This is a genomic window from Bradyrhizobium sp. BWC-3-1, assembly GCF_032917965.1.
In the GTDB taxonomy this organism is placed as follows: domain Bacteria; phylum Pseudomonadota; class Alphaproteobacteria; order Rhizobiales; family Xanthobacteraceae; genus Bradyrhizobium; species Bradyrhizobium canariense_D.
In genome coordinates this window covers 2,006,980-2,020,417 of the sequence record NZ_CP136625.1, presented here as the reverse complement: position 1 = coordinate 2,020,417, position 13,438 = coordinate 2,006,980, and the positions used below count along the sequence as shown (strand labels likewise).

10 protein-coding genes and 4 pseudogenes are annotated in these 13,438 nt (G+C 59.6%); 7 read left to right on the top strand and 7 right to left on the bottom strand.

The genetic code is table 11. The features are described from left to right. Positions 1–193 precede the first annotated feature (193 nt). A pseudogene (gene istB, locus RX329_RS09840) lies at positions 194–938 on the bottom strand (IS21-like element helper ATPase IstB); the annotation flags it as partial. Between the two features lie 20 nt (positions 939–958). Next, on the bottom strand, positions 959–1,291 hold the full coding sequence (locus RX329_RS09835) for a Mu transposase domain-containing protein (protein WP_317245791.1): 333 nt from the start codon (positions 1,289–1,291) through the stop codon (positions 959–961). 17 nt (positions 1,292–1,308) lie between these two features. Here RX329_RS09835 and RX329_RS09830 point away from each other — a divergent pair. Continuing rightward, a pseudogene (locus tag RX329_RS09830) lies at positions 1,309–1,581 on the top strand (transposase domain-containing protein); the annotation flags it as partial. Positions 1,582–1,770: 189 nt separating this feature from the next. Continuing rightward, positions 1,771–2,025 (top strand): hypothetical protein, encoded by a 255-nt coding sequence (locus tag RX329_RS09825; protein WP_317245790.1) that lies wholly within the window; start codon positions 1,771–1,773, stop codon positions 2,023–2,025. A 351-nt stretch (positions 2,026–2,376) separates the two neighbouring features. Here RX329_RS09825 and RX329_RS09820 read toward each other — a convergent pair whose 3' ends face one another. Next, the gene (locus tag RX329_RS09820; protein ID WP_247287488.1) at positions 2,377–3,411 is read right to left on the bottom strand and encodes an IS110 family transposase; all 1,035 of its coding nucleotides are present in this window, start codon (positions 3,409–3,411) and stop codon (positions 2,377–2,379) included. A 322-nt stretch (positions 3,412–3,733) separates the two neighbouring features. On the opposite strand from RX329_RS09820, the pseudogene RX329_RS41900 reads away from it, so the two are divergent. Next, positions 3,734–4,069, top strand: a pseudogene (locus RX329_RS41900) (winged helix-turn-helix transcriptional regulator); the annotation flags it as partial. A gap of 873 nt (positions 4,070–4,942) precedes the next feature. Here the strand turns inward: RX329_RS41900 and RX329_RS09810 are convergent. Continuing rightward, positions 4,943–5,749 carry a hypothetical protein gene (locus RX329_RS09810; protein ID WP_317245789.1) on the bottom strand — a complete coding sequence of 269 codons (807 nt, stop codon included), beginning with the start codon at positions 5,747–5,749 and terminating at the stop codon, positions 4,943–4,945. Positions 5,750–7,891: 2,142 nt separating this feature from the next. On the opposite strand from RX329_RS09810, the gene RX329_RS09805 reads away from it, so the two are divergent. Further along, complete coding sequence (locus RX329_RS09805) at positions 7,892–8,071, top strand: hypothetical protein (protein ID WP_085394022.1); 180 nt, start codon at positions 7,892–7,894, stop codon at positions 8,069–8,071. 544 nt (positions 8,072–8,615) lie between these two features. Here the strand turns inward: RX329_RS09805 and RX329_RS09800 are convergent. Beyond that, positions 8,616–9,230, bottom strand: a pseudogene (locus RX329_RS09800) (transposase); the annotation flags it as partial. Between the two features lie 336 nt (positions 9,231–9,566). On the opposite strand from RX329_RS09800, the gene RX329_RS09795 reads away from it, so the two are divergent. Further along, positions 9,567–10,526 (top strand): c-type cytochrome, encoded by a 960-nt coding sequence (locus RX329_RS09795; protein WP_085394024.1) that lies wholly within the window; start codon positions 9,567–9,569, stop codon positions 10,524–10,526. A gap of 197 nt (positions 10,527–10,723) precedes the next feature. On the opposite strand, the gene RX329_RS09790 is transcribed toward RX329_RS09795, so the two are convergent. Together RX329_RS09790 and RX329_RS09785 are read right to left on the bottom strand one after the other, a co-directional pair. Continuing rightward, positions 10,724–10,954: a hypothetical protein gene (locus RX329_RS09790; protein WP_007595383.1), complete on the bottom strand. Its 231-nt coding sequence runs from the start codon at positions 10,952–10,954 to the stop codon at positions 10,724–10,726. A 58-nt stretch (positions 10,955–11,012) separates the two neighbouring features. Next, positions 11,013–11,276 carry a hypothetical protein gene (locus RX329_RS09785; RefSeq protein WP_317245788.1) on the bottom strand — a complete coding sequence of 88 codons (264 nt, stop codon included), beginning with the start codon at positions 11,274–11,276 and terminating at the stop codon, positions 11,013–11,015. 383 nt (positions 11,277–11,659) lie between these two features. On the opposite strand from RX329_RS09785, the gene RX329_RS09780 reads away from it, so the two are divergent. Then, entirely contained in the window at positions 11,660–11,869 is a 210-nt protein-coding gene (locus RX329_RS09780) for a hypothetical protein (RefSeq protein ID WP_317245787.1), read from the top strand. A 32-nt stretch (positions 11,870–11,901) separates the two neighbouring features. Further along, the gene (locus RX329_RS09775) at positions 11,902–13,254 is read left to right on the top strand and encodes a transposase (RefSeq protein WP_085384478.1); all 1,353 of its coding nucleotides are present in this window, start codon (positions 11,902–11,904) and stop codon (positions 13,252–13,254) included. Positions 13,255–13,438 lie beyond the last annotated feature (184 nt).

Sequence of the window (13,438 nt, the reverse complement as noted above, 5' to 3'; positions counted from 1 at the left end):
CGGCAGAAGACGAGCAGGCAACAGAGCAAGAGCCGCCCTGGCGCAAAGCATGCTGTCGGACTAGATCGTGTTGATCCAGATCAACGGTCGGCAGACACCCGGTGCCATGTACGCCTAAGGGGCTGGACACGAATGCATGGCACAGCGAAGAGTTGTGATCGTGGTCGATGATGATGCGAGCCTGGCCGTCACCGGCGGTCGGCGTCTTGATGAGGCCGCTCTTGCGCTTGGCTCGGAGCCGGTAGCTGTCGCCGCGATCGTCAGCACGTGGCTGTGGTGCAAGAGCCGGTCGAAGATCGCGGTGGCGACCACGGGATCAGCGAACACGGTGCCCCATTCGGCAAACACTGCGGTTCGAGGTGATCAGCATGGCGCCAGTTTCGTAGCGCCGGCTGACCAGTTGGAAGAACAGATGTGCCGCGTCAGGTTCCAGCGGCAGGTAGCCGAGCTCGTCGACGATCAGCAGCTTTGGCTTCGATAGCGCGAGCAGTTTCTCGTCCAGACGCCGTTCGCCATGCGCCTTGGCAAGGCCTGCGACCAGCGTCGTCGCCGTGGTGAACTGCACCGTGTACCCGGCCAGGATCGCCTCTCGCCCCAGCGCGATCGACAAGTGGCCCGAGCAGCAGCACGTTCTCTCCGTTGGCGATCCAACGTGACGCGGCAAGGTCACGGATCTGCTTGGGATCGATCGTGGGCTGCGCCTCGAAGTCGAAGCCCGCCAGTTCCTTGACGGCTGGGAAGTGTGCGAGCTTCAGCGCCATCTCGATGCGGCGATGATCCTTGCGTGCGATCTCGCGCTCGCACAGCAGGATCAGCGTCTCACGCGCCGACAGGTTCGCGCGCGCCGCCTCGTCGAGCAGGCTGTCGAGCTGATCGCGGATGCAGGAGAGCTGCAATCGCGCCAGCATGGCATCGAGCGGATCGATCGTTTCTTCCATTATCTTCTTTCCCCACGCCATCAGAAGCCTCCTCCGACCAGAGCTTCGTATTCGGCAAGAGAGCGTAACAACGACGGCGGTGGAGACGGATCCAGCAGTGCCGCGATCTCCTGGCGGACCGCGCCATTGCGCCCAGCGACACCATCGAGATGGGCGGCGTCGACGATCCGAAGCCGGCGCCCCTCGGACTGCTTGTGCACTGCTACCTGGTGCAATCCATGGCGGATCCGCACTTCGCCGGGCGCGATCGTTACCGCCACGCGCTCGCCAATAAGGCGCCACGGGACCGAGTAGCTGTTCGTGTCGATCTCGACGGCGCAATCATTGCCGACGACGCGGGTCAGTTCACGCAACGATCCGAACGACGGCTGGCCGGATCGAACTCGATAACAACACCATCGAGCGATCAATCCGCGGTATCAAACTTTGCCGCAAGAATGCACTATTTGCAGGATCCGACGGCGGCGCCGAGCATTGGGCGGTCATCGCTTCCTTGGTCGAGACCTGCAAGATCAACGACGTCGATCCGCTCGCCTACCTCACCGACGTCCTGACCAGAATCGTCAACGGACATCCAAACCGCGACATCGACCTGCTACTGCCCTGGGCCTACCGCGCTCAAGCCCTCAAAGCCGTGGCCTGACAACGACGCTTACGATTCAGTGAAGGTGCTGGACCGCCTTATCGACTTGCGGGACAGCGGTGAGGTCGAGGCAGCGTTGTCCCGCATCGACGCACGCAGTCACCTCAGGGGCATGGGGTTCGGGTATCAGCGCGAGGCGACGCCATGAGTAATTCGGTTTAGCTATATGTCGGCGTCTCAAACGATTGTGTGAAGGTCTTCGCCTCTTGTGACGCTGCCATCGAATGGCTCCCCGAGAACGACCCCGAAGGTGCGACCGTCGAATATCCGATTGAGGAAGAGCGCGCCCCATCAATCTTACCGAAGCGATCAGATATTCAGACGTTGATATCTGCGTTCCTGGAAGCCCGCTCCGTATTGAGCAACTATCTGATGCCCGGCGTCCCGCGCAATGCAGAGTTCGCAGTGGAAAAACTGACGGACGCGCTTACGAATGACCCTTAGCCGCCTACCTTACAGCTAACCGTATGTCCGGTTATGAAGACTGATCGGACTCAGGTGGCATCTGCGCGGCTGATGCAGTTATCATTACACGCCCTTCTGTAATGGGCCCGATGATGTCAAGCCTCCCGGTGAACGTCGCGCCGCCGAGCTCATGCTTCTGTCCGTGGTCAACGCCTGGCCGCCACATCATGCTGTCAGAGGGAGCGGTGAGCCTATCTAGATACGCGTGGTTCGTCGGACGACGGCCACTGGGCGTGTAACGGCTTCACCGCATCCACCGTCCCGGCGACGGGACTTCGGGCACTGGGCTTCTGTTCAGCCCGGTTGCATTCCGGCTCTTCTCCTCGTGCTCTATGCTGCGATCGGGCCCGTTTCAGCCCATCGGTAAGTTGTGCCGTCGACCCAGATCCGATGCAGGATCACTGCAAGCTTACGTGCCAAGGCAACTTTTGCGCGCTTCGAGCCTCGCCGCTTGGCGACGTCCATCCCCCAGCGCTTAAGTTTTGAGAACCGCGTGATGCGCGATAGCAAAACGTTGGCGGCTTCATACAATACCGTGCGCACCATCTCGTCACCGGCCAGCGTGATTCCGCCCGTGACGTCCTTTTCTCCCGATTGGTACTTCTTTGGCGTGAGCCCGAACAGCGCACCTGCCGCCTTCGATTTCGCGATGCGATGAGGGTCATCAATCGCCGATTTGTAGGTGATGGCCACCAAGGGACCAACCCCCGGCACGGTCATAAGCCGGCGACAGACCGCATCGTCACGCACAGTTGCCAGCACAGCCTTGTGCAGCCTTCCGTACTCTGCCTTCAAGGCAGATCGCGCCGAAAGCATCGCACCGGCAATGCGCTCTAATGTCGCCTGACCAGTAACCAACTCTCGGATCCGCGCTTCGAAATTCCTCCGCGTCACCGGGCCAACCTTCAGCCCGAAGCCACGCAAAATCCCTCGGATACTTAATTCCACATCGATAAGTCGCCCGAGAAGCTGTTTGCGCGCGATCAGGAGTGCCCGGATCTCCTGCGCACCGACCGACTTTGCGTGCACCGGCTGGAACCAGCCCATCCGGATCAACTGGGCTATCCCGCGGGCATCCTTGCGATCAGTCTTTACCGTCATCGCCGATAATGCGGCCTTTACGTGCCGTGTTTCCAGCAGAACCGTTTCGAATCCTGCTTTTCTCAGCCCCGCATGCAGCCATTGGGATAGCGGCCCAGCCTCCAGCCCGATCCGCTCCACTGCAAAGCCGAGCGTCTCAAAAAACTCAACTAAGGCGTCGGGTTCGCTTGCGACCTTCGCCTCTCTCAGGATCTTACCCTGGGCATCCACAACGCACACGCTCGACAGTTCCAATGACACGTCGATTCCGGCATAGTTCTCCACGGCTGTCCTCCGTCTCTAGATGCTTGGGGCCGACTCAAGTCGTGACCCCGTCTCATCATCTATCGGGGGACAGCCACCATCATGACCCCTTCCTCGGAGCAGGGCCCATTACGGCATCTAAATGCCCGGAAACGCCCAAGTGCGCATTCCGATCGATGTCGCCCAGGATTCCGAGATGATCTCGCCCACCATTCCGATTTGAAGTCGCCCACCCGTTCCGAAATGATGTCGCCCACCATTCCGGGATGATGTCGCCCGGGTGACGAGGCCTCTTCTGGCTCCCATAGGGTCAACTCTTTCGGCTTTGCGAAGGGGACCCTGGATGCCGACGGAGAGGCTTGCGATGCGCCGTGTGCGCGATGTGATCAGAATGAAGGTGGCCGGGCTGCCGAGCCGCGAGATTGCGCGACGGGTGGGCGCGGCGCCCTCGACGGTGCGCCTGGCGCTCCGGCGGTTCGAGGCCGCGGGCTTGAGCTGGCCGTTGCCAGACGACGTCACCGACACGGTTCTGGAACTTCGCCCCCGCGCGAAAAGCTATTCGAGCGTGGTGCATTTCGCGGTGGACGACAGTGAGGTGCGTATGTGCACCGAGCTCAGGGGTAAGGCGTCTTGGTTTTTGCCCTTCAATAAGGGCTACAACGACGGCGCGGGCAATCCGCTTAAGGCGAACGAACTGCTTACGTCGAGCGCGGCGCCATTCTCGGAAAGATTGCGGACCATGTAAGCCACTGAGTTGATGCCAAACTCAATGCTGCCCGGCTTTATGACTCGGTTGCGTATGGAGCTCCGCTCTTGCATGCGACCTTAGCGGCGTATAGCGGCACGAAAGACCGTCCTTATTCGCTCGTCTGTTTCGGCACGCCCAGGAGCTGTAGCGCGGTATCGACCTGCTCAAGCTGGCGTCGGATATCGTTTCGCTGATCGGCGTCTTCAGTAGCTCTAAGTCGCTCGAGGAGCTTTTCCTTTCAAGCAAGCAAGTTCTTGGTAACTGTCGTCACTCTCCGCCCTCCGCTGCGCTGCTGAAACTGCCAGATGCGCCGCTGAGATGAAAAGGGCCGCAGGATCAGTTCAGCTCCTGCGGCCTTTGTTTTTCCGGGAAAATTGAGTGCTTACGTAATGGAGACTTCCAGCCCCAGCTATCGGTTATGATTCCAGAACCGGGTTGCGGGTTGAGTCACTTCTTGCCGTGACGCGGAAGGGGCCGCCGGCCTCTTTTCGATGCAATCAGCTTCTGGCAGGCTGGGACGTTTTCATTTTTTAGGAGAGACGTGCGTGGTGATAGGTACTTTAAAGTGGTTCAACCCGACCAAAGGTTACAACTTCATCCAGCCCGACAATGGCGGCAACCGTGCGCTTCAGCGAAGGAACACGACCTGGCCTTTGTAATGTCAGTGCAATGACAATACTTTTAGCCCCGGTAAGCTCACGATCTCAGTTGGAGGCCTTATCTCTGTTCTCGCAAGCGGAACATTCCGCATGTTGCAGGGCGGCGACAGGATGAGGCGCGGCAGGAAGTAGGTACGTCACCGCATTAGCGCACTGACCATGGCCATGCCGATGACGATTGCGGTTTTTGGCTTGCGGCCGCGCCTGGGGTTGGCGTCGGCTTCGGCGTCTGGGCGACATTGGTCGACCGCCGCGGACGCGGCACTGGTATTTCGGGCATCACTTGTGGCTCTTTGGGGCTCGCCTTTGGCTCTTCAGGCATCACCTTTGGCTCTGAAGCGTTGGCGATGACGCGGGCCAGTTGTTCCTGGCTTGCGTTGAGCCGCTCGGTGACCGTCTCGCTTTCGCGCGCCATCTGTATCTGGGTCGCCTTGATCTGGTCGATGATATTGTTGTTGCGTGCCATTTCTGCCTGGCTCGCCTTGAGTTGGCTCGCAACATTTTCATTGTCGCGGACCAATTGTTTTTGCCTCACGTCGAGCTGTTCGACCGCTTGCCTCAAGGCAGCGAGATCGCGCGCCATCGGTTGGAGCTGCTGCGCGAAGTCGGACGACAGGGCGACCGCAGTCGGCGCGAGATTAGCCGGTGCGGCGTCTTTCGGCGCGGCCTTTGTCAGAGGTGCTGGGTCTGAGGGGGCGATCGTCTCCGTATGAACAGAGGACGACCACCACCAGGCAGCGACACCAATGGATGCCGCCAACAGAGAACCGACGCAGGCCAAGTAGCGCCAATCCGCCAATCCATGAATTGTTGTAGGCGGAGCGCCCAACGTTTTCATGCTGGCCGGCGGGTCCGAAGGATTGACTTCCACTTCGCGCGCCAGGTTCGAAAGCTGCTGCTCCAAGCTCGCGAACTGCCGTTCCGCGAGTTTGTCGTCCAGCGTGAAATCCATTTAGGTGCTCCGCATGCTCTGTATCAAACGCAATGTCACCCGCCTGAAAGCGATCCGCGCATCTGCGCTACGATGAGCTAACATTCAACGGAACGCAGATGGTTTTTGCAGCCTTGAAGCTTCCTAGGGATGAGCATGTAGCCTGCACGTCACATCGTCTTTTTTATGAACTCACCCCTGAACTGTCCCCGGGTCTTTAGCCCAGCCAGGAGGCGGAACCATGTTCACGGCCGCCTGCGCTTCCGGACCAGAAGGGCATGGGGGCTTTGAAGCCCGGAGGCCGCTCCATCGCCGGGAATGAAGACTGCCCGCAAGAGGCACCTCTTCGGAGTGTTGTCCAGTAGCGTCCAAGAGGACCGGCAGCTAGTCGGCCGCATCCGGAAAAGATCGGCCCCAACTTCTACGGGGGTGGAAGCTGAGGCCGAGGCGCCGGACCGCTTCGAGGCTTTCGCACGGTCCAGGAATTAAACATGCGCCCCGAACAGCGCTGAAGCGATCGGTGCAGTGGGCTTAACTCAGATTTTCCGACTATTGTGACTGATCCCCGCCAGGATGTTAAACCGGCCGGCGGTATTGGCCCGTCTTGTGCCTTCTCGGACAGGCAAAGAGAAGGGGGACATGATCGTTGAGCATTTCTTAATCTGGGCGGTACTCTTGGGCGTGCTCACCTTCCGCATTCGGCTGGCAGAGGAGCGGGTAATGACGTCGCTATGACTGCCGACAATCCTTGTAGTAGGCATGTATGCCTTCACGGCTCATAGAGGTCTGATCGCCGCGGGCGCTCCAACGTAAGTGGAACAATGCACTTGGCAGCGCGTTGTGTGGAGCCCCCACCAGACAGGTGCCCCCCGGCTGCTGGAGGAAAACCCGATCAAGCGGGTTGGCGGCCCCCTCATGGGGCCGTTTAAGTTTCAAGGTAGGCCCGCCTCAGCGTAGACTCGGCACCATCACAAGAGAAAGGCCCCAGCCCGGGGGGCTTCCCGACTGGGGCTCTAGTTTTCCGACACAACCATTTGGATAGAAGTGCCAGCCTCCTCAAGATTGAACCTCGCCAGTGCGGGCACGGTATGGCGACAGCTTGCGCGAAAATGATCTAAGTTATGGCGCTCAGGGCGATGGTGTGATCCTCCGCCTCTCCGCAGCGCACATAGGGTGTGTGCCGCTTGAAGCCAGCCCCGCTCCTGTAAATAGGGACCATTCGAGCAGCCGGCGATTATTTGGTGGTGGGAAGCGCTGTCCTGTCCGTTCCGGACACATAGGTGAGTGCCGGAACCTAAACACAAGGGAAATCTGCGGCGCGGCCTGAAACTTCGCAACAATTTTTCTACTCGGCCACGATCTCTTACGGGGCGCAAGAAGATGAATGTTGGCATAGATTGGATAGCGGTCGGCGCGCGTTTCAAGCTCAGCAAGCTCGGAATAACCCGTTGCCCAGATCTGGCTGGCAAGATTGGCGGTGTTGTTGTCATGGTCAGCGCTCGTACCACCGGCATCACCGTTCTGTTCGATGGTGCCCGGCGGCCAACCGTTTTGCATAGGGATTACATCAGCCCAGCAACTGAGAGGATCGGCGGGGACGGCTCCCTACGTTACTCGGCCCACCCCTAATGAGGAACCCAAAACGACGGGCAGAACAGCTGGCGCATCTTGATTTGCACCGTGGACGGCCGCAAATTTGTCGCGCTTCGTACCCACTTCTTCCATTTTACATGCTTCTTGTCTCGCTTTCTCACCTTGGGGACGGGGACGAGAGTCATGGAAATATTTCGCGCTCAGAAGATTTGCGTTGTCGAGGACAACTCAAGCAGAGCCTGCCGTATCTGCGGCAAGAAAATGAAGCTTGTACGAACGGTGGTGGACGCTGAGAGCGGAGGCATCACTCACATGTTCGAATGCGTATGCGGCAAGCGCCTCTGGGACGACTGAGGCGTACCTCCGGGCCGCTGCACGGAAGCGCGACCGAAACCGAGAGGAGACAAACAATGCGCGCCTTGTCCGTCGCGTTCTTCGCTTTTGCTTCGCTAGTCTACTGTGACCCGAAGAATAACTTCCAGGAGCTTGCGACGGTGAAGCGCAGCGATCGTCGCTGCGACAGGTACGAGGACCGCCAATAAGACCATATCCTAGACAGCGACGGCATGAATGCTGAGGTCGTCCACCGTCAGCGGTCTTCCGGCCCTGACTTTCCCACCCAGAAAAGCACTCTACACCGCGCCCGCTGTTCGCCAGCTGCTGGCGGGCCACCATGTCGAGGAGTTCGAGGCGCCGCTGCGCGGCGTCGAAGGCGAGGCGCGAGTCTACCGGATCACCGGCCGATTGTAGCCTAGGCTCTGCGGCAGTCCGCACTAGCGTAGTGATCGAAATGTATTTCCGACATCTGGCCGCCGCGAGGCGGCTTTTCTTGGACACGGCAAGAGCAAAGGAATCTGTTCGTGGCCTAAGCCGAAGAGCGGTTCAGCCGCCGTGATGTCGGCTGTCGCTGGTAAACCGGACGCCGAGCTGCGCTTGCCTCGCCGGCCGCTTTTGTGAAGGTTTGCGGATGTCGGCCCCATGAAGGTGGCGCGGCGCACGGACCGGGGGCCGGCGTACGCAAACCTCCAAGGGAGGAAACCGCGGGAGTGGGCAGGTAGGTGGCGCGGCGAGGGCTATGGGGATTTGGGCGCCGCGGATGAGGTGTATGATTGGAGTTGAGGCGATCCAGCAATCTGGCCGGCGGTGAAGCGGCTCATGCATGAGCGGTGGATCGCGTCGAACGCGAAGAATTCCCGGACGATTTGAGACGACAGCCGGATGTCCGAGCGCGCTCTGCCGTGGCCTGTCGAGAGGCAGCGAGCGCGATGAGCGATTTTGCAGGATTGTGACGCGGTCATGAGGTGTCGATCTTGATGACGATCGGTGGAGTTGTTGGGCGACGCCGTGGCGTGGCACCGCGCTCAAAGACTTCGATGACGATCATGCGACCGCCGCAGCATGGACAAGTCGGCTTGGTTTGATCGTCGGCGACAGTGGCAGGCTCGGCCTGGGAGTTTGCAACGGCGAGCAACAGACGCGCTCGGGCGATGTTGTCGGCGCGCGTGCCGCTGGCCAACAGGCCGTAGTGGCGGATGCGGTGGAAGCCGTGCGGCAGGACGTGGATGAGGAATCGGCGGATGAACTCGCCGGTTGAGAGTTTCATCAGCTTCTGGCGGTCGCGACCCTCGGCGCGATAGTCCTTCCATCGAAAGGTGACGTTGTGCTGGTCGGCCGCGATCAGCCGGCTGTTGGCGATGGCAACGCGGTGGGTATAGCGCGACAGATAGGCCAGCACGGCGTGTGGTCCGCCGAACGGGCGCTTGGCATAGACGACCCATTCGGCTCGGCGTAGCGGTGCCAGATAGGCGGCAAATGCCTGCGCATCGGCGAGAGCGGCATGATCGCCGAAGAACTTCAGGCAGCCTGCCTGATGGGTCGCGATCAGCTTCTCCAGGAACAGCCGACTGAATTCGTTCTCGTCATCAACCTCAAAGCGGCCCAAACTCTTGGTGTGTCCATCCCGCCAACGCTGCTCAGCCGAGCCGATAAGGTGATAGATTGAGGCCCGGTTGTGGCCCATTGCTGACCTGGGGCGCGCAGGCGGTCGAGGACCGCTTGTGACCCAAGCGCACCTATTGACGCCAGAGAGCCCCGGGCCTTGAATGCTTCTTGGAGTGCGGGCCGAGGAATTGCGGTGCCTGCAGATTTCCCGGGGGCCATCGCCTCGCGAACGCTCAGTGATCACCCCTGACCTTTGCCTTCGGAAAGAACAGTCTGGTTTCGCCTAGGCCTAGGGAGGTAAGCGATGAGAATTTCCACTGCGCTTTCGGCGCTTTCGCTGGCATCGCTGGCTGCAGCGGGGACGCCTGCACAAAGCCAAGACGGCCCACCGGTATGGGCCTATCCGGTAAACCCGCCAAACTTTCAACGTGCCCCCGACGATGGCAGCATCAGGCGCGTCCCGGACAGCGTTGCCGGTTTTACGCTCACTCAAGTGCGCGATCTGTTTGCCGCGCCCGATTGGCATCCCGAAGAGCATCCGCCAATGCCAGAAGTCGTGGCAACGGGGAGAAAGCCGGACGTATTCGCGTGCGGCGTCTGTCACCGGGCAGACGGACCGGGCGGCCCTGAGAATGCCAGCCTGTTTGGCCTCTCTGCGGAATACATCATCCAGCAAACGCTGGAGTTCAAGACCGGCCGGCGTACGAATTCGGCGCCTCGTGTTGCCACCGACCTGATGATCAAAGCTTCCAAAGCAGTTACCGATCAAGAACTCAAGGCGGCTGCGGACTATTTTGCGTCAATCAAGCCGAGGTCGAACGTTGAGGTCGTGGAAACCGACACTGTCCCGAAGACACATGTCAGGGACCTGTTCTTGGCCCCGATTGACGGCAGCGAGAGGGAGCCCATCGGCCAGCGCATCATCGAGATTCCGGAAAACGTCGAACACTTTGTCAGCCGAGACTCGCACGCTCGTTTCGTTGCCTATGTCCCTGTCGGCAGTATTCAGAGAGGGCGGGGGTTGGCCGCGAGCAGCGATCTTCGCGTTCAGTGCGCCGCTTGTCACGGTGCCGACCTCAAAGGGACCGCCGCAGCGCCGAGGATTGCGGCTCGTTCGCCCACCTACATGTTCCGGCAGCTTTACGACTTCAGGTCGGGCGCACGGAAGGGCGCCAATAGCGAACTCATGAAACCTGTTGTTGAAAATCTCAGCATTGAGGACATGGTCGCGCTGGTCGCCTATACGGCCTCTCTCATGCCGTAACATTTTTTGGCTGCTTGCTGGACGGTGAGCCAGCCTGTCGTCCTTTCGCCCCGCAGCGCGACCTAACATGGCCCGACGGCAAAGATCGCCATCGTGTCCGGCAAGTCGGCAGTCGAGGCCAGAGCGGACATCGAGAAGACGCGGGCAAAATCGACGCGAATGGCCCAACTCTGACTCCGCCGAACGATTGCGTTGATTTACGCGACGCGATCCTTGTCGGACTGTTCCTCGACTGCCGTCACGGTTTCTTCGAATCCCTTTTCGTAATTGCCCGCAAACCTTTCGATGCTGTCGGCCCACATCCTCAGAATTGAGACCTGAAAATGCATAATTGGCTTCAAGGCAATCATACCGATTTCTGTCGCTGCGGTTGTGCGCTTTTGGGCGTCGCGCGCGAAACGGCCTGAGTTAGAGATGTTGTCTGCCATGGCTGCTTGCTCCTTCTGCTCGGGTGATTAAGCCCAAAGCGACCTGCCAGGTTGTGCACTACCGTGATGCTAACCCCTCGGCTAAAGCCTGATCTGCGGCGAGTCTCGCATGTCGGTCGTCATGCAGTTCGTCCAGCTTTTTCAGGTAAGCGACCGCTGCTATCTGCAAGAGATCGAAATCATATTCGCCAGCATCGCGAAGATTGGTGACGTCGCGAAAGAGGGCGGAACGCCTGTTATCGTTCTCACTAATACCACTATGGCGCAGCAGGTAGTTCCGCCAGGCCAACGCACATGCGCCTTCTATGGCTTGAGAAGTCATGGACACCTCCCGAAGGTCGAGAAAGACTGATGAGCCGTTTCGTCCCGCGAATTTCTCCGATGTAATGCTGTTCCGTAGGCGCGCCGCAAGGTGTTTCGCGAAGAGTGCTGTGGTAGTGGCGGTGTGCACGTCATCGTGCGCTCTGTTGCGCCTAAAGCCGGCGATCTCCTTGTCGATTTTTATCGCAAATGACAAGGTCAAAGAACCTACCGCTCGCGCGGCGTTAACGTTGCAATGCGATGGCTTCCGGATTGATCACGAAGTCAGCCCCATCTCGGCTTGACCGAAAGGAGAGGACACGCAACTTTGGGCGAAGCGGGGGATTTACGCCGCCGATCTTTCCCTTGTTCCACGGAGGTGCTTCGAGACGTTCTCATTGAATCTTGGACATCGATCATGATAACTTCCTCGTTAATGAGGTTGGCCATTCTCAAGCCGATAATCTTCCGAACCAGCGTCGGCTTTCAGACGAAGCGCCCAAACGCGCCCGCGCGGTAACCCGGATTGGATCAGCAAACACCGTTCGGAATGATTTCTGGTATTGGCCGATTCTGTTGAAAAAGTCGGCTGTTGCGGCGCAGATAGATCAGTGATTCAGTCTGTCTAGTTGGCAGGACTGAAGATCATGATGGGGCATCGGCAAGTCGAGCAAGCCGCTTTGTTCTATGAGTTCTCACTTGAGAAGCATATTCCCGCCGATCACCTGCTCAGGTCGATCGACAGGTTTGTTGACCTCGGAGAGATCAAGCGGGACCTGGCACCTTTCTACAGCAACATCGGTCGGCCTTCGATCGATCCGGAGCTCATGATCCGGATGCTGCTGATCGGTTACTGCTTCGGTATCCGGTCAGAGCGGCGCCTGTGCGATGAGGTTCACCTTAATTTGGCCTACCGGTGGTTCTGCCGGCTCGGTCTCGAGGGGGCGGTGCCGGATCACTCGACGTTCTCCAAGAACAGGCACGGCCGCTTCCGGCAAAGCGATCTCTTCCGACGCGTGTTCGAGTGCGTGTTGCGCCGCTGCATCGAGGAGCGGCTGGTCGGCGGTGAAGGGTTTGCAGTCGATGCGAGCTTGATCAAGGCCGATGCCAATCGGCAGAAGGGCATCGAAGGCGACAAGGGACTTCCGCCAGCGGCGGCCGGACGAGCCATCGATGAGTATCTAGCTGTCCTCGACGATGCAGCCTTCGGGGCAGCGACCGAAGTCACCCCCAAGTTCGTGTCGCCCTCCGACCCGGCGGCGCGCTGGACGGGGGCTCACGGTGGCCAAGCCTTCTTCGCCTACTCCACGAACTACCTGATCGACGTCGAGAACGCGATCATCGTCGATGTTGAGGCGACTACGGCGATTCGGCAGGCGGAGGTGCTGGCTGCCAAGCGCATGATTGAGCGCTCGCTCGAACGGTTCGATCTCTATCCAAGCCGGCTCCTCGGCGACAGCGGTTATGGCTCGGCCGAGATGCTCGCCTGGCTGCTCTATGAGCACGGCATCGAGCCCCACGTTACAGTGTTCGACAAGTCGGCCCGCACAGACGGGATCTTCTCGCGCGACGACTTCACCTATGACCATACCGGAGACGTCTATCGTTGCCCCGATGGCAAAGTTCTTACCACGACCGGAACGCTGGTGAATGATGGTGCCACCATGCTTTACCTGGCCAGTAAGCGCGATTGTGATCGCTGCGCATTGAAGCTCCGGTGCTGCCCCACGCAGGCCTCACGGAGGGTGCCACGCTCGATCTACGAGGGCGCTCGCGACATGGCGCGCCAGATCGCAAGATCATGGGAGGGTCGCACTTCTCGTCGGCTCCGCAAGAAGATCGAGATGCTGTTCGCGCACCTCAAGCGCATTCTCAAGCTCGATCGCCTGCGACTAAGGGGTCCGAACGGCGCGCGCGACGAGTTCACCCTCGCAGCCACAGCCCAGAACCTCCGCAAAATGGCCAAGCTGATCCCAATGCCAACCCCAAGGCTCGCATAAGAACTGGTGAGCCCTTCGTCCGCATCGCAACTCGTACCATTACAGCGAACTACTTCGGGCCTTTTTCAACGGAATCGGCCCTTTTCGTCCGCGCTAGACGCTTGGCTCGACGTCGGCTCTCGGGGGCAATCCGGAAGTTAACGGCGCTGGTTCAAATCGACATTCATGACCCGAAGCGGTCATG